Below are 14,920 nucleotides of genomic sequence, written 5' to 3' on the forward strand. Positions count from 1 at the left end.
CTGGCGCCGCTTTTGTGAACCCTTCGCCCCCCCGCCCCGCCCTCGCCCTGCCCCCGAGCTTCTCGACCCGCGAGTTTCGCAATGCGCTGGGCATGTTTGCCACGGGGGTGACCATCGTCACGGCCCGCACCGCCACGGGCGATCTGGTGGGGCTCACTGCCAGCTCGTTCAATTCGGTGTCGCTGGAGCCGCCTCTGGTGCTGTGGAGTCTGTCACACGGTGCCAGCACCATGCCCACTTTTGCCGATGGCTCGCACTACGCCATTCATGTGCTGGCCGCCGACCAGAAAGCGCTGGCCGAGCGTTTTGCCACCCGTGGCATCGACCGCTGGGCGGGCCTGGAGCACCGCCCCGGCATCAGCGGCGCCCCTTTGCTGGCCGGTGCCGCCGCCACGTTCGAATGTTTTAACCGCAGCCAGTACCAGGAGGGTGACCACACCATCTTCGTGGGCGAGGTCGAGCGCTGTGAGCAGCGCGAGGGCGCATCCCCCTTGCTGTACCACGGCGGCAAGTTCTACACGGAGCATCCCCTGTGACCCTGGCCACTGTGGTCGTGCACCATGTGAACATCGGCTCCGCCCGGCGACTGAAAATCGGCGAACGCTCGGTACTCACCGCCATCGGCAAGGCCTCTGTCACCGGCCCGGTGGCTGTCGGCGCACTCGGACTGGCGGGCGATGAACAGGCCGACCTGAGCGTGCACGGCGGTCTGGGCAAGGCCGTGTATGCCTACCCCGCTGCACACTACGCTTTCTGGCAAGCCCAGCGCCGCGAACGGGGGGTGAGCCTGTTCGACGAGACGCTGCCACCGGGCTTCCTCGGTGAAAACCTCACCATCGACGGACCACTGGAGGACGCGGTGTTTGTCGGCGACGAGTGGCATTTCCCTGACTGTGTTCTGCGCGTGACAGCGCCCCGCGAGCCGTGCTTCAAATTCAGCGCCGTCATGGGTTTCGCCCAGGCCGGCCGCGCCATGGCATTGGCGGGTTGCTGCGGCTACTACCTCGCCGTGGACCGGCCCGGCACCATTGCCGCAGGCCAGTCCGCCACGCTGGTGCCCGGACAGCGCGGGCTGAGCATTGCGCAGGCCTTTGCGGGCAAGTTCGCCAAACACGCCCGATAACCTGGCTGCGGCCGCCGGGGCCAGCCCGCGGCGTACCCCGGCACCAGATCACCGCCCCCTGCAAAACGCTATTCCGTCACCACCCACTGGCGGGCCTTCGCCTGCAGTTGCGGAAACACCTTGCCCACCAGTTGCAGTTGGGCTGCCATGAGGCTGTGTGCGCTCGGAGCGCTGGGCACCGTCCCCCACTCCCGCAGCACCTGCGCCACGGCGGGGGCGCTGTGGGCCTGATCGGCCCGGCCTGACGACTGCTGCGCGCGCTCCAGCTCCAGGGCCAGCTGCTGCAGTGACGCGAGCAACGTGTGCGCCAGCTCCCGCGTGGCTTCGTCCATGGGCTGGGCTGCCGCACCACCGCGCTGGGCACCCAGGGCCGAGAGGTAGTTGAGCTGGGTGTGCGACAGGCACAAAAAATGGGCCGCAGCGTCGGCTTGGCCGCGCACCCGCAGAGGCTCCTTGAGCATGGCGCTGTACGAGTTGGAAAGCGCCGCATCGGCATTGTGGGCATTGCGCCGTGCCAGGCGGTAGGCCAGGTGGTCACACTTGCCGCTTTGGTACTGGGCCAGAATTTCGCGCAGGTAGATGGCCTGCGTCTGCAGCGCCTGGGCCGCCAGCTGCGGCCAGTGGCGCGACTGCCAGTAGGGCAGCACCAGCCAGGAAGCCACGGCAGCAATCACACAGCCCAGCACGGTCTCAAGCAGGCGTGCAGAAATCACGCCACTGGCCGTGCCCAACTGGTGAAAGCTCAGCAACAGCAAGGTGGTGACCGCTGCCGTGGCCAGCGTATAGCGGCTGTGGCGCGCGCCAAAGAACACCGCCCCACCCAGCACCAGCAATGCCGCCTGCACCAGCTCGCCCGGAAACAGCTGAATGACGGCCCAGCCCAAGGCCAACCCGATAGCGGTGCCCTTGGCGCGCTGCATGAGGCGGGTTTGGGTCGCAGCGTATTGGGGCTGGCTGACGAACACGATGGTCAACAAGATCCAGTAGCCGTGCGGGTCGGAAGTCGCCTGCATGATGCCAAAACCCGCCACCAGCGACAGGGTAAGCCGCAAACTGTGACGCAACCAGGGCGACTGCAACCGCCAGTGCGAGCGCAAACGCCCCCAGGCGTCACGCAGGCTGCGGGGCTCGCGGTCAAACAACGCGTAGTCGAGCGCGCCTTCGGCCGCATGGGCAGGCAGGGCCAGCGCCCCCGAAAACACCCCGGCCAGCGCCGTGAGGTTGTCGCCCAACGCATGCAGGGACCGCAACGCCCGGGCCTGAGCGGGGGCAGGTGCGGGAACAGCTCCGCTGGACCCCGCCGCAGCCCCGGCCGCCTCTGTCTCCAGGTGCGCCACGGCGGCCTGCATGTCTTCAATGGCACGGGCCGTGACACCCCAGTGCTGCGGCACCGATTGCGCCTCGATGGCCACCGACAGTTTGAGCGCCTGCTCGCCCAGCAGCGTGAGCACGCGCTGGCAGCGGTAGAGCACATCACTGTGGAAGAAGGACTGCGCCAACAGGTCGTAATGCTCGTGCGACGAACTGACGCGTTCGTGCACATCCTGCGCGGCCAGATACTGGTGCATGGCGGTCTGCAACCACAGCGGGGGCACGCCCCGGCCCATGCGGCTGATGAGGCTTTCCTTGGTGGCGTTGAGCGCATCGACCACACGCCCGTTGTGCAGGGCCAGCGCCATGCGCCGCCGCTCCAGGTCCACGTCACGCACGGGCTCCAGCAACAACGCCTTCAGGCGCAGGTATTCGCCCAGCATGGCGTACAGCTTGGCCAGGCGGTAGCGCACCGGCGCGCGGGGCATCACCGCGTTCCACAGCACCGACACCACCCCGTACCATGTGGCGCCCGCCAGCATCAGCGGGATCGCCTCCCCGGCCCCCTCGCGGCTGCTGTGGGCAGCCAGCCCCGCGTAGATAAAAAGAATCAGCGAGCCAAAGGCAATGGCGCGGTAGCGCTCGCTCAGCGCCCCCAGCATGGTGATGGAAAAGGCGGACACAGCCATCACCCCCATCAGCACCCACGGCCAGGACACCGTGGCCCAGACGGCCCACGCCATGAGGCCAAAACACACCAACGCCAGGCACTGCGCCCGCAGGCGGCCCCGCCAGCTGTCATCGGTTTCGGTCAAGGCGCTGGCAATCACGCCCAGCAGAACGGGCATCAGCTCGGTCTGCCAATCGACCCACCAACCGTAGACAAGCACCACCGCCAGTGCCACAAAGGCCCGCGCTCCGCGCGTAAAGCCCTCGTGGTTGCTGGCGCGCTGCCAGCTGAGTTTCCAGGTTGTGTCCACTGAATTGCCTTGAACTAGGGTTAACCCTTAATTTCAAGCAATTATCGGGCCGTGGAGGCCTGGAGAAAACTTGATTTTTGGTGAAATCGGCGTCTCAGGCGGCGTCGTGGCAGCACACGCACAGCTTGTTGCCCTCAGGATCGCGAAAGTACGCACCGTAATAGTTCGCGTGGTACTCGGGCCGCAGGCCGGGCGGCCCCTCGCACCGGCCTCCTTGGTGCAAAGCGAGGGCGTGGACCGCATCCACCGCCGCGCGATCCACCGCCAGCAGGGCATTCATGGGGCCATTGCCCGGATGGGCGGCGTGTTCGTCGAAGGGCTTGCCAATCAGAAACAGCGGGCGGGCGACACCGGGCGTCTGCCACCCCGCCCAAGGCCGGGAAGGATCCGTGAAACGCAGCACCAGGCCGAGGCGGGCCAGCACGGGGCCATAGAAGGCCATGGCATGGTCGAAATCGTTCACACCAACAAACACATGGGACAACATCGCCAGACCTTTCGCGCGATTCACGCCGTTCGCACCACAAAAACAGCGGGGCGCCAAGGCGCCCCAGTTGGAACCAGCACGCCGTCGCAGAACGGCGGGCGGGCAGCGCCTCAGCGCACCGTGTCAGGCAGCTCGATCTTGACCTCGAGCACCTCCAGGTTGTCCTGGCGTTCCAGGTGCACCTTGAGGTCTTCGGGGTTGATCTTGACGTATTTGGAGATCACTGCCACCAGCTCGCGCTGCAGCGCGGGCAGGTAGTCGGGCTCGGCGGCGTTGCGGCCGTTGCGCTCGTGCGCCAGGATGATCTGCAGGCGCTCTTTGGCCACGCTGGCGGTTTTTTTCTTTTCGCCCAGGAGGAAGGAGAGGAAAGAAGCCATGGCTTATTTGCTCCCGAACAGGCGTTTGAAGAAACTGGGTTTTTCGGCCTCGATGAAGCGCATGGGCTTGTCGGTGGCGCCCAGGAAGCGGTCGATCACGTCCTTGTAGGCCTCGGACACATCGGTGTCCTTGGCGTGGATGGCGGGCGTGCCCTGGTTGGACGACTGCAGCACCACCTCCGACTCGGGGATCACGCCGATCAGCTTGATGCGCAGGATGTCCTGGATGTCTTCCAGGCTCAGCATCTGGCCGTCCTGCACGCGGCTGGGGTTGTAGCGCGTGATGAGCAGGTGCTCCTTGATCGGATCGCCGCCTTCAATCGCACGCTTGGTTTTGCTGCCCAGCATGCCCAGGATGCGGTCGGAGTCGCGCACGCTGGACACCTCGGGGTTGGTCACCAGCAGCGCCTCGTCGGCAAAGTGCATGGCCATGAGCGCACCGCTTTCGATGCCGGCGGGCGAATCACAGACGATGAACTCAAAGCCCATCTCGCCCAGGTCCTTCAGGATTTTTTCCACGCCATCCTGGGTCAGGGCGTCCTTGTCGCGCGTCTGGCTGGCGGCCAGCACGAACAGGTTGTCGCACTGCTTGTCCTTGATGAGGGCCTGGTTCAGGTTGGCCTCGCCCTGGATCACGTTGATCAGGTCGTACACCACGCGGCGTTCGCAGCCCATGATGAGGTCCAGGTTGCGCAGGCCGACATCAAAGTCGATCACAGCAGTCTTGTGGCCGCGCAGGGCGAGGCCGGTGGCAAAGCTGGCGCTGGTGGTGGTCTTGCCCACGCCACCCTTGCCGGAGGTCACGACGACGATTTTGGCCATGTGTTGCTGATTCTCTGTGGGTTGATATGAATGAAAAACGCTCTCAGGCCAGCGGCTCGATGATGAGCTTCTCGCCGTCCAGTCGCACCTGCGCCGGCTTGCCGCGCACTTCGGCGGGCAGCTCGGTCTCGGTGGTGCGGTAGATGCCTGCGATGGAGACCAGCTGGGGCTCCAGGCAGGTCGAAAAAATACGGGCTTCGGTGTTGCCGCGCGCACCGGCAATGGCTCGGCCGCGCAGCGGGGCATAGACGTGGATGTTGCCGTCGGCAATCACCTCGGCGCCAAAGCTCACCACCGCCATCACCACCAGGTCAGCGCCGCGCGCGTACACCTGCTGTCCCGAGCGCAGCGGTTTGTCGACCACCACCGTGCCGGGGCCGGGCATGGGCACCTGCACCGGGACTTCACGCACCACTTCCACCTCGACCTCGCGGATCACTTCGCGCACCACTTCCTGCGCCAATGCGGCAGGGGCCTCAGCGCGGGCGGGCGGTGCGTCGGGCGCTGCAGCCAGCCCGGCGGCGCGCGCAGCATCCATCTGGGCGGGACTGCCTCCCCGCACCGCCACAGGCAAGGTACTGCGGCTGCGCAGCTCGGCCACGATGGCCACAAAGTCGATGGGCGCCTCTGCCTCGCGCACGGCGGCCAGGTCGATCAGCACGGGATCGTTGTCGAAAAAACCCGGGGCGTCGGCCACCCGTTCTGCCAGGTCGGCAGCAAACCGCGCGGCGTCGGTGGTCTTGAGCATCACGGCCACCACGGGCAGCGATGCGCTTTTGAGGTCAAAGCTGGTGCGGGACTGCGCCGCCGTCGTAAGGGCCATGAAGAGGGTTTGGAAAGGAGCGGAAGAACCGTTTCAGAAGGCGCAAAGTGTACCGTGGGCCTGTGTAAGCGCCTGTGCACGCACGATTGGCGCGATCCATGGGCGGCGCGCGACAGTGGTGACAGCGACAGCGCACAGGCGACCGCCCGTTGCGACAAGCCCTTTGATAATCCCCCGATGCCTTCCAACCGCAAAACACACATCGACGCCCTCGCCATCGCCCTGCTGCTCGCCTGCTGCATGTTCTGGGGCTTTCAGCAAGTGCTGGTCAAGGCCACGGTGGCAGAGGTGGCCCCCGTGTTCCAGGCCTTTGTGCGCTTTGCGCTGGCCACGGTGGCGGTGGCGGCCTGGTGCCTGTGGCGCGGCGTAGGTCTTTCCAGCGCGGGGGAACCCGCCGGGGCCAAGCGCGCCGGGCTGTTGGCGGGGGCGCTGTTTGCGGGCGAGTTTGCGTGCATCTACCTGGGTCTGCAGTACACCACTGCGTCGCGGCTCACGGTGTTTTTGTACGCCTCGCCGTTCTGGGTGGCCCTGCTGCTGCCGCGCTTCATCCCCGGTGAGCGCCTGCAGGGCTGGCAGTGGCTGGGCCTGGCCGCTGCGTTTGTGGGCGTGGGGCTGGCGCTGGGCGACGGGCTGCTGGGCCATGCCAGTACAGCATTGCCACAAGGCTGGCTGGGGGACCTGCTGGGGCTGGCCGCAGGCCTGATGTGGGCCCTGACCACGGTGGTCATCCGCACCACGCCGCTGGCGCGTGTGGCCCCTGCCAAGCAGCTGCTCTACCAGGTGGGCGTGAGCACGGCGGTGCTGCCGGTGCTGTCGCTGGGCCTGGGGGAGGCCTGGGTCTGGCAATTCAGCGCATTTGCCTGGGGCTCGCTGCTGGTACAGGCGCTGGTGGGAGCCTTTGTGAGCTACCTGGCCTGGATGTGGATGCTCGCGCACTACCCGGCCACCAAGATCTCGGTGTTTGTGTTTCTCACGCCCGTGTTTGCACTGCTGTTTGGCGCATTCTGGCTGGGGGAGCCCGTGACGCCCGGACTGGTGGTGGCACTGGTGCTGGTGGCGGCGGGCATTGTGCTGGTGAACCGGCGGCCTGCTGCGGCGTGATTCTTGAATGAAATTGGCCTCTAGCGCTTATCCACAAAGCGCTAAAAGCTATATTTTTAGTAGCAATCAGAACTTCGGGATTTTGATCCGGCTGATCATCAGCGACCCCGACAGCGCAAACACCAGCACCAGCGGATGCAGCGTGAAGCCGCCGATCAGCAGCTTGCCAAACCACAGGTTCTCGCGCACCGCGCCCACGTACGCGGCCAGGGCGAGCAGGCCCACCAGAACGATCGAGGTCGGGATGGGTGTGCCCTCGAAGTATTTGACCTTGCCATCATCGCCCGACAGCGTTTCGGCCGTGACGTTGTAGCGCGCCAGGCGCGACACGCCGCACGCCACAAAGTAGGCCAGCACGATGCGGTCGTACAGGCCCTGCATGCCGCAGCCGTAGGCGATGATGGCCGGGGCTACGCCAAACGAGATCACGTCGGCCAGTGAATCGAGCTCGCGGCCCATGGCCGAGCTTTTCTGGCGCCAGCGGGCGATGCGGCCGTCCAGCACATCAAAGATCAGCGCGGCCAGCACCAGGGCGCAGGCAAAGTACACATGCACCACGTCGCTCGTCTCCAGGTACGACATGGCCGAGAACAGGGCCCCCACGCCGCAAACCGCATTGCCCAGCGTGAACCAGTCGGCGAGGTGGAACTCGCGGATCATCGAGAAACGCTTGGGGTGGGAAGGGGTGGTCATGGGCGGGGCTCCTGGTTGGTCGCGCAATGGCGCGCTGTGCCACCCATTATGAAGAGCGCTTGGTCCGCCCGATGTCAGCCTGGGCCGCACACTGGCAGTGCGGCACCGATGGCATTAAAAAGAGCCTCCAGCGCTTATAAATATTGCGCTGGAGGCTCCTATTTTAATAGCAATCAACCGGCCAGCGTTGAGGCTGGCCCGGGGATGCGGGGCTTAGTTGCCGCGGTAGGTCGAGAAGCCGTAGGGGCTCACCAGCAATGGGATGTGGTAATGCGGCACGGTGCCATCCACCGCAAAGATCACCGGCACTTCAGGGAAGAACGTGGTCTGCTTGTGCTCGGCAAACCAGTCACCGGTCTTGAAAGTAACGCGGTAGTTGCCCTTTTCCAGCGCCTTGCCTTCCGGGAACAGTGCCGGGATGCGGCCCTGCTCATTGGTGGTGCCGCTGTTCAGCTGCGTCCAGGCCTTGCCGTCCTGCTTTTCCAGCAGCACCTTCACGCCAGGCGATGGCAGGCCGTCCTGCAGGTTGAGCACGTGCACGCTCAGCGGGTTGCTGGCGGCAAAGGCAATGGCAGAAGCGCCGCAAAGAGCGATGCCGGCGCACAGGGATTTGAAAGTCATCATGGTCAAGTTTCCTTTTTCGGGGTCAAGTTGAAGGGGTCTGTCGTCAAAATTCAGGGGGCCGTCGCGGGCAGCACCTGAGCGATGGCCTTGAGCGCGCAGCCTTCGTCCTGGGCCGCACCGCCCGCGCCGCCGACGCCGATGGCGCCAATCACGTCCTTGCCCACGGTCAGCGGCACGCCGCCACCGATCAGCAGCAGGGCGTCGACGGTGTTGAGGTTCTGCGAATCAGGGTTGGCACGGGCGTTGGTCGCCAGCAGGCGCGTCGGCGTCTTGGTCGACAACGCAGTGAAGGCCTTGCGCTGCGCGGCCTCGGTGTTGTGCGGGCCGACGCTGTCATCGCGCTGCACGGCAATCAGGTTGCCGCCCCGGTCCACCACCACGGCAACGGCCGAGCGACCATCGGCATGGCAAGCGGCCAGCGTGGCGTTGATGAGTTCGTTGGCCAGTGCCAGCGACACATTGGGTTGCTGCAGCACTTGGGGTGCGGGTGCAGCGGCCAGGGCGCTGGTGGCGGCAGAGGCGCACAAAGCGAGTGCAGCCACGGTGGTCAGGGCTTGGCGGGCAGAGCGGCGAAATGTCATGTGCGGGTTCCTTGGGTTGGTGAGGAGGAGAACTGAGCAAATCAGTTGCATGGCCGCTATTGTTTTGCTTAGCCCCCGTCAAACCGATGGCGTGCGCATGACAAAGTTGTAATGCACTCACGGGCCGTTTGCGCCTAACCTTGGGCCCCTGGAGGCACACGCACATGCGCATATTGGTGGTGGAAGACGAGGTCAAGGCAGCGGACTACCTGCGCAAGGGCCTGGGCGAATCGGGCTACATGGTCGAGGTGGCGCACAACGGCATCGACGGCCAGTTCCTGGCGCAAGAGAGCGAGTTCGACCTGGTCATCCTGGACGTCATGCTGCCCGGCATCGACGGCTGGCAGCTGCTGCAAATCATCCGGCGCAAGAGCCAGGTGCCGGTGCTGTTTCTGACGGCGCGTGACGCCGTGGAAGACCGCGTCAAGGGCCTGGAGCTGGGCGCCGACGACTACCTGGTCAAGCCGTTCTCGTACGCCGAGCTGCTGGCGCGCGTGCGCACGCTGCTGCGCCGGGGCCCGCCGCGCGAGGTCGAGCAGTTCCAAGTGGCCGACCTGCAGCTCGATGTGCTGCGCCGCCGCGTCACGCGTGGCGCCGAGCGCATCGTGTTGACGAACAAGGAATTTGCCCTGCTGCAGCTGCTGATCAGCCGCAGCGGCGAGGTGCTGTCGCGCGCGCAGATTGCCTCGCAGGTCTGGCAGATGAACTTTGACAGCGACACCAACGTGGTCGACGTGGCCATCCGGCGCCTGCGTGCCAAGGTGGACGACCCGTTCAGCCCCAAGCTGATCCACACCGTGCGCGGCATGGGTTACACGCTGGAGGTGCCCGAATGAAGAGGCTGTGGCCGCGCGCGCTCAGCCTGCGCCTGGCGCTGATGTTTGCGCTGGCAAGCGTGCTGCTGCTGGGCGCGCTGGGCCTGTACCTGTACCAGTCCCTTGAGCGCGAGATCGCCTGGCGGGACGACAAGGCGCTGGTGGGCCGGGTCGAGCGCATGCGCGCGCTGATCGGCGACAGCGACAGCATCGAGGCGCTGCGCCTGCGTCCGCAGCTCTACGCCAACATGTTGAGCAACCGCGAGAGCCTGCTGTGGGTGCTCGACGGCACGGGCCAGCCGCTGATCGAAGTCAACCCGGTGCACCTGCCGGTGCCGGCGCTGGCGCCGGGTGCGGGCGTGCAGCTGCGCAGCAGCGGGGGCGACGACCCGGCGCGCCTGGCCTGGCAGCATGTCACGCACGAGGGGCAGTCGCTCACGCTGGTGGCCGGCAAGCTGCTGGCCGAGCGCGCGCAGATGCTGGCGGCCTACCGGCTCAGGCTGTGGCTGGCGCTGGGTATGGGCGCGCTGCTGGCCTTCGGCTTGGGCTGGGCCGTGAGTCAGCGCGGCCTGCGGCCGGTGCGTACGCTGGCGGCACGCGCGGCCGCCATCGACGTGCAGCACCTGCACCTGCGGCTGCAGGGCGTGGAGCAGGTGCACGAACTGCAGCAGCTGGGCCAGGCGCTCAACGAGATGCTGGCGCGCCTGGAGGACGGCTTTGGCCGCCTGTCGCGGTTTTCCGAAGACCTGGCGCACGAGATGCGCACGCCCTTGAACAACCTGATGGGCCAGACCCAGCTGGCGCTGCAACGCAACCGCTCCACCGAGGACTACGAGGCGCTGCTGGCGTCCAGCCAGGAGGAGTACGAGCGCCTGGCGCGCATGATCGACAACATGCTGTTTCTGGCACGCGCCGAGCGGCCCGACGCGGTGTTGCAGCGCGAGGCCATCGACCTGCACGCATTGGTGGCCCAGCTGTGCGACTACTTCGAGGGCATGGCCGAGGAGCGCGGCATCACGCTCGTCAACGCCGCGCACGGCACACTGCACGCCGATCCGCAGTTGCTGCGCCGGGCCCTGGCCAACCTCATCGCCAATGCACTGCGCTATGGCGCTGCCGACAGCCCGGTGCACATTGCCTGCACGCCATCGGCGCATCACGCCGAAATAACCGTGGCCAACCAGGGCGCGCCGATTGCGGCCGAACACCTGCCGCGCCTGTTTGACCGCTTCCACCGCTGCGACCCGGCGCGCGCGCAGCCGGGCGACTCGGGCGGGCTGGGCCTGGCCATCGTGCGATCCATCATGCAGATGCACGGCGGCAGCGTGCGCGTCGAGAGCGACGCCAGCGGCACGCGCTTTGTGCTCGTATTTCCGCGGCGCGCCTGACGACCGCAGAGCCTGCGTCGTCCCTCAGGCGCTGGAGGAAGTCGCCACCGCAGTCGGTGCCGCTGCAGCCTCCCGTTCGCGCGCAAACGCCACATACCAGTCCAGACACCCCGGGTTGGCCATCGCGTCCTTGTTCACCACCTTCTCGATGGGCTGGCCCAGCAGCAGCTTCTTGATGGGCAGCTCCTGCTTCTTGCCGCTCAGCGTGCGCGGCACTTCGGTCACCACAAAGATGTCATCGGGCACGAAGCGCGGGCTCAGGGCGGTGCGCACCGCGCCGTTGATGCGCGCACGCAGCGCGTCGTCCAACGCCTGGCCGGGGCGCAGCACCACAAACAGCGGCATGTAGCTTTCGCGGCCCAGGTACTCCAGGTCCACCACCAGGCTGTCGAGCACCTCGGGCAGGGATTCGACCGCGCTGTAGATCTCGCTCGTGCCCATGCGCAGGCCGTGGCGGTTGATGGTGGCATCAGAGCGGCCATAGATCACGCAGCCGCCGTTGCTGCCGATCTTGAGCCAGTCGCCATGGCGCCACACCGCGCCCAGGGCGGCCGGGCCATCGCCACCGCCGGGCTGGCGGCCATGGCCTGCGGGGTACATGTCGAAGTAGCTCGACAGGTAGCGGCTGCCGTCCTTGTCACCCCACAAATACAAAGGCATCGATGGGATGGGCTGCGCGCAGACCAGTTCGCCCACTGCGTCCTGCACGGGGCGGCCCTCAGCGTCCCACGACTCCACGGCGGCGCCCAGCATGCGGCACTGCATCTCGCCGGGCACCTGTGGCATCTCGCGGTGGCCGCCGATGAAGGCGCCGCAAAAATCCGTGCCGCCCGAAATGTTGTTCCACCAGATGTCTTGGGTGCCCAGCGCCTCGAACTGCGCCGTGCCCCACTGCTGCACCTCGGGCGATAGCGGCGAGCCGGTGGTGCCCAGAGCGCGGACGCGGCCCAGGTCGCCACAGTCCGCTAGCGCCAGCCCCGACTTCATGCAGTTGGCAAAAAACGCCGCGCCCGCACCGAAGAAGGTCACGCCCGTCTCGGCCGCAAAGCGCCACAGCACGCCCCAGTCGGGGTGGTCCTTGCTGCCGCCGGGGTTGCCGTCGTAGATCACACAGGTGGTGCCCGACAGCAGGCCGCTGAGCTGCGCGTTCCACATCACCCAGCCGGTGGAGCTGTACCAGTGGTAGCGCTCGCCAAAGCTGTTGGCGTCGTAGCTGCAGCCAATGTCGTTGTGCAGCACCTTGAGCTGCAGCGCCACCAGCACCGTGCCACCGTGGCCGTGCACGATGGGCTTCGGTAACCCGGTGGTGCCGCTGGAGTAGACGATCCACAGCGGGTGGTCAAACGGCAGCCACATCGGCTCGAATGCGGCCGTTTCTGCATCGTTTCGGGCGGTAGCGCTAGTCCAGCTTGCCCAACCAGCTATCGAAACAGAAGCATCCAGATTACCCAGCAGCACCGCGTGCTGCACGCTGGGCAGGGCCTCGCGCAGCTCGGCCAGCACGCCCGTGCGGTCGTGGTCGCGGCCGCCGTAGCTCACGCCGTCCACGCCGATCAGCACCTTGGGCTCGATCTGGCGAAAGCGGTCGAGCACGGCGTGGGTGCCCATGTCGGGTGCGCAGATGCTCCACACGCCACCAATGCTCACCGTGGCCAGGAAGGCGATCATGGCCTCGGGCACGTTGGGCAGGTAGGCGGCCACGCGGTCGCCAGGCTGCAGGCCCTGGGCCTGGAGGTGCAGCGCCAGCGACGCGACCTGGCGGCGCAGCTCGGGCCAGCCCAGTTCGCGGTGGTGACCCTTTTCATTGCGGCTGATGATGGCCGGCAGGCCCGCCGCGTGCGCGGCCTCCACATGCCGCAGTGCCTGGCGTGCGTAGTTGACCTGGGCGCCCGGAAACCACTGGGCGCCGGGCATGGTGTTCTGGGCTAGCACGGCGGTGTGGACGGTGGGGGACTCGATCTCGAAGTAATCCCAGATGCTTTGCCAGAAGGCGTCCAGATCGGTGGTGGACCAGCGCCACAGCGCGTCGTAGCTGTCGAACTGCAGGCCACGCTCGTCGCGCAGCCAGTTCTGGTACAGCCGGATCTGGGGGATGAACGGCGGGGTGGTGGGTGTTGTTGTCTCCATGGCGACGCAGCGTACCAGCGCGCCCACCCACTGACCATGCCGCTACGTCTCCCAATTGACAGCACCCCTGCGCTTGACTGCGGTATTGCAGGCGGTTTTGTGCGCTCGTTCCATACACTGAACGCATCTCTCGCTGTGCGCGCGGCCCTGTGGCTGCCCACGGGTTGCCATCAAGGCACTGTGCACAGGAGATGTCTCGCCTTGCCTTGCCGCGCCACCGAGCGCGCATCGGCTTCGGGCCACGCCCCTCCCGGGATACCTGCTTTGCGGCCGCCACGCCAGTGCGCGCGGGCCGCAACGCGCAGCGCGTGGTCCACCTTCCTGTGATGTGCAGGCGGGCCACTGCGGTGCCACCACCCAGAACCCGCCTTCAGCGGCTGTCGCCCTGGCTGCGATGGCGCTGCGGCTTGTGTTTCCACCACTTTTGCGGCCTCATGGAGGCTGCAGACACTGGGGGCACGGCCTGCGCATCCCTTTTTTGATCTTCCAGAAAGGTGATCCCATGGAACTTCTCATCTCGGCGGGCCTGATCGTCGCCATCGTGCTCTGGGGCGTTGTCGCCCCTGACTCCCTGGGCCTGGTGTTTGACACCGCGCTGGCCACCATCACCCGCAACTTTGGCTGGTTCTACCTGTGGGTGGTGCTGGGGCTGGTGGTACTGGCGCTTGTCCTGGCGTTCAGCCGCTATGGCGACCTGAAGCTGGGCCTGGAGGACGACGAACCCGAGTTCTCCATCGGCGCCTGGTTTGCCATGCTGTTTGCGGCGGGCATGGGCATTGGCCTGGTGTTCTGGGGCGTGGCCGAGCCCATCTCGCACTACGGCGCGCCGCCGCCCGGCATTGCGCCCCACACACCCGAGGCGGCCAATGCCGCCATGCGCTACAGCTTCTTCCACTGGGGGTTGCACCCCTGGGCGGTGTACAGCATCGTGGCACTGGCGATTGCGTTTTTTCAGTTCCGCAAAGGCGGCTCGGCCCTGGTCAGCACGGCCGTGATGGCGCTGCCCTGGGCACCGCTGCAGCGCATTGGCCCGGTGGTCAACATCCTGGCCGTGATTGCCACGGCGTTTGGCGTGGCCGCCTCGCTGGGCATGGGCGCGCTACAGATCAACAGCGGGTTGCACGCCACCCTGGGTGTGCCGGTGAATGAAGGCTGGCAGGTCGGCATCATCGTGGTGACTACCGTGCTGTTCATCACCTCGGCGGTGTCGGGCGTAGCGCGCGGGGTCAAGTGGTTGTCCACTTTCAACCTCATCATGGCGGCGCTGCTGGCGCTGGCGGTGTTTGTGCTGGGCCCCACGGTGGTCATCATCGACACCTTCACCAACACACTGGGCAGCTACCTCAGCGAGTTTGTGCGCATGAGCCTGCGCATGACCCCCTTCCGCGACAGCGGCTGGGTCAGTGGCTGGACGGTATTTTACTGGGCCTGGTGGGTCAGCTGGTCGCCCTTTGTGGGCCTGTTCATTGCCCGTGTGTCGCGCGGCCGCACCATCCGCGAGTTCATCCTGGGCACGGTGCTGGCGCCCACGCTGGCGGCCTTCGTGTGGTTCTCGGTTTTTGGTGGCACGGCGCTGCACCTGGAGATCATGCAGGGTGTGCCCATTGCCGACGCCGTCAAGGCCGATGTATCCACCGCACTGTTCGTCATGTTCGATGCGCTGCCCTG

Annotated in this window: 15 protein-coding genes; 6 read left to right on the top strand and 9 right to left on the bottom strand. The window is 66.4% G+C overall.

Annotated features, from left to right (window positions below; translation table 11 throughout):
* The first annotated feature begins 14 nt into the window (after positions 1 to 14).
* Together CLU85_RS22795 and CLU85_RS22800 are read left to right on the top strand one after the other, a co-directional pair.
* A complete protein-coding gene (locus CLU85_RS22795; RefSeq protein ID WP_100412720.1) occupies positions 15 to 536 on the top strand; it encodes a flavin reductase family protein in 522 nt (173 codons plus the stop codon).
* Positions 533 to 1,123, top strand: coding sequence for an MOSC domain-containing protein (locus CLU85_RS22800; RefSeq protein ID WP_100412269.1), 591 nt, complete (start codon positions 533 to 535; stop codon positions 1,121 to 1,123). The genes CLU85_RS22795 and CLU85_RS22800 overlap by 4 nt, the downstream gene beginning before the upstream one ends.
* 68 nt (positions 1,124 to 1,191) lie before the next feature.
* Here the strand turns inward: CLU85_RS22800 and yccS are convergent, their stop codons facing one another.
* From yccS to minC, 5 genes are all read right to left on the bottom strand, one after another.
* A complete protein-coding gene (gene yccS / locus CLU85_RS22805; RefSeq protein WP_100412270.1) occupies positions 1,192 to 3,414 on the bottom strand; it encodes a YccS family putative transporter in 2,223 nt (740 codons plus the stop codon).
* 94 nt (positions 3,415 to 3,508) lie between these two features.
* On the bottom strand, positions 3,509 to 3,901 hold the full coding sequence (locus tag CLU85_RS22810) for a VOC family protein (protein ID WP_100412271.1): 393 nt from the start codon (positions 3,899 to 3,901) through the stop codon (positions 3,509 to 3,511).
* Positions 3,902 to 4,011: 110 nt separating this feature from the next.
* Positions 4,012 to 4,278: a cell division topological specificity factor MinE gene (gene minE / locus CLU85_RS22815; RefSeq protein ID WP_010465263.1), complete on the bottom strand. Its 267-nt coding sequence runs from the start codon at positions 4,276 to 4,278 to the stop codon at positions 4,012 to 4,014.
* A gap of 3 nt (positions 4,279 to 4,281) precedes the next feature.
* The gene (gene minD, locus CLU85_RS22820) at positions 4,282 to 5,100 is read right to left on the bottom strand and encodes a septum site-determining protein MinD (RefSeq protein ID WP_100412272.1); all 819 of its coding nucleotides are present in this window, start codon (positions 5,098 to 5,100) and stop codon (positions 4,282 to 4,284) included.
* Positions 5,101 to 5,143: 43 nt separating this feature from the next.
* A complete protein-coding gene (minC, locus tag CLU85_RS22825; protein WP_100412273.1) occupies positions 5,144 to 5,923 on the bottom strand; it encodes a septum site-determining protein MinC in 780 nt (259 codons plus the stop codon).
* 177 nt (positions 5,924 to 6,100) lie between these two features.
* On the opposite strand from minC, the gene CLU85_RS22830 reads away from it, so the two are divergent.
* Positions 6,101 to 7,024 (top strand): DMT family transporter, encoded by a 924-nt coding sequence (locus CLU85_RS22830; protein ID WP_100412274.1) that lies wholly within the window; start codon positions 6,101 to 6,103, stop codon positions 7,022 to 7,024.
* A gap of 66 nt (positions 7,025 to 7,090) precedes the next feature.
* On the opposite strand, the gene pssA is transcribed toward CLU85_RS22830, so the two are convergent.
* The 3 genes from pssA to CLU85_RS22845 form a co-directional block, all read right to left on the bottom strand.
* On the bottom strand, positions 7,091 to 7,717 hold the full coding sequence (pssA, locus tag CLU85_RS22835) for a CDP-diacylglycerol--serine O-phosphatidyltransferase (RefSeq protein WP_100412275.1): 627 nt from the start codon (positions 7,715 to 7,717) through the stop codon (positions 7,091 to 7,093).
* Between the two features lie 213 nt (positions 7,718 to 7,930).
* A complete protein-coding gene (gene uraH / locus CLU85_RS22840) occupies positions 7,931 to 8,341 on the bottom strand; it encodes a hydroxyisourate hydrolase (protein ID WP_100412276.1) in 411 nt (136 codons plus the stop codon).
* A gap of 50 nt (positions 8,342 to 8,391) precedes the next feature.
* The gene (locus tag CLU85_RS22845; RefSeq protein ID WP_100412277.1) at positions 8,392 to 8,922 is read right to left on the bottom strand and encodes a heme-binding protein; all 531 of its coding nucleotides are present in this window, start codon (positions 8,920 to 8,922) and stop codon (positions 8,392 to 8,394) included.
* A gap of 164 nt (positions 8,923 to 9,086) precedes the next feature.
* Here CLU85_RS22845 and CLU85_RS22850 point away from each other — a divergent pair, with 164 nt between their 5' ends.
* Positions 9,087 to 9,758 carry a heavy metal response regulator transcription factor gene (locus CLU85_RS22850; protein ID WP_100412278.1) on the top strand — a complete coding sequence of 224 codons (672 nt, stop codon included), beginning with the start codon at positions 9,087 to 9,089 and terminating at the stop codon, positions 9,756 to 9,758.
* Complete coding sequence (locus CLU85_RS22855) at positions 9,755 to 11,125, top strand: heavy metal sensor histidine kinase (protein ID WP_100412279.1); 1,371 nt, start codon at positions 9,755 to 9,757, stop codon at positions 11,123 to 11,125. Before CLU85_RS22850 ends, CLU85_RS22855 begins: the two co-directional genes overlap by 4 nt.
* 24 nt (positions 11,126 to 11,149) lie before the next feature.
* On the opposite strand, the gene CLU85_RS22860 is transcribed toward CLU85_RS22855, so the two are convergent.
* The gene (locus CLU85_RS22860; RefSeq protein ID WP_100412280.1) at positions 11,150 to 13,252 is read right to left on the bottom strand and encodes an acetoacetate--CoA ligase; all 2,103 of its coding nucleotides are present in this window, start codon (positions 13,250 to 13,252) and stop codon (positions 11,150 to 11,152) included.
* A 502-nt stretch (positions 13,253 to 13,754) separates the two neighbouring features.
* Here CLU85_RS22860 and CLU85_RS22865 point away from each other — a divergent pair.
* Positions 13,755 to 14,920: BCCT family transporter (locus CLU85_RS22865; RefSeq protein WP_100412721.1), on the top strand; the 1,166-nt coding region annotated here is incomplete at its 3' end.

Origin of the sequence: Acidovorax sp. 69, from assembly GCF_002797445.1 — a bacterium.
GTDB lineage: Bacteria > Pseudomonadota > Gammaproteobacteria > Burkholderiales > Burkholderiaceae_C > Acidovorax.

Bases quoted from the DNA above. Each gene is read 5' to 3' on its own strand.
- CLU85_RS22810 (WP_100412271.1), bottom strand. From the start codon at position 3,901: ATGTTGTCCCATGTGTTTGTTGGTGTGAACGATTTCGACCATGCCATG.
- minE (WP_010465263.1), bottom strand. From the start codon at position 4,278: ATGGCTTCTTTCCTCTCCTTCCTCCTGGGCGAAAAGAAAAAAACCGCC.
- minD (WP_100412272.1), bottom strand. From the start codon at position 5,100: ATGGCCAAAATCGTCGTCGTGACCTCCGGCAAGGGTGGCGTGGGCAAG.
- minC (WP_100412273.1), bottom strand. From the start codon at position 5,923: ATGGCCCTTACGACGGCGGCGCAGTCCCGCACCAGCTTTGACCTCAAA.
- CLU85_RS22830 (WP_100412274.1), top strand. From the start codon at position 6,101: ATGCCTTCCAACCGCAAAACACACATCGACGCCCTCGCCATCGCCCTG.
- pssA (WP_100412275.1), bottom strand. From the start codon at position 7,717: ATGACCACCCCTTCCCACCCCAAGCGTTTCTCGATGATCCGCGAGTTC.
- uraH (WP_100412276.1), bottom strand. From the start codon at position 8,341: ATGATGACTTTCAAATCCCTGTGCGCCGGCATCGCTCTTTGCGGCGCT.
- CLU85_RS22845 (WP_100412277.1), bottom strand. From the start codon at position 8,922: ATGACATTTCGCCGCTCTGCCCGCCAAGCCCTGACCACCGTGGCTGCA.
- CLU85_RS22850 (WP_100412278.1), top strand. From the start codon at position 9,087: ATGCGCATATTGGTGGTGGAAGACGAGGTCAAGGCAGCGGACTACCTG.
- CLU85_RS22855 (WP_100412279.1), top strand. From the start codon at position 9,755: ATGAAGAGGCTGTGGCCGCGCGCGCTCAGCCTGCGCCTGGCGCTGATG.
- CLU85_RS22860 (WP_100412280.1), bottom strand. From the start codon at position 13,252: ATGGAGACAACAACACCCACCACCCCGCCGTTCATCCCCCAGATCCGG.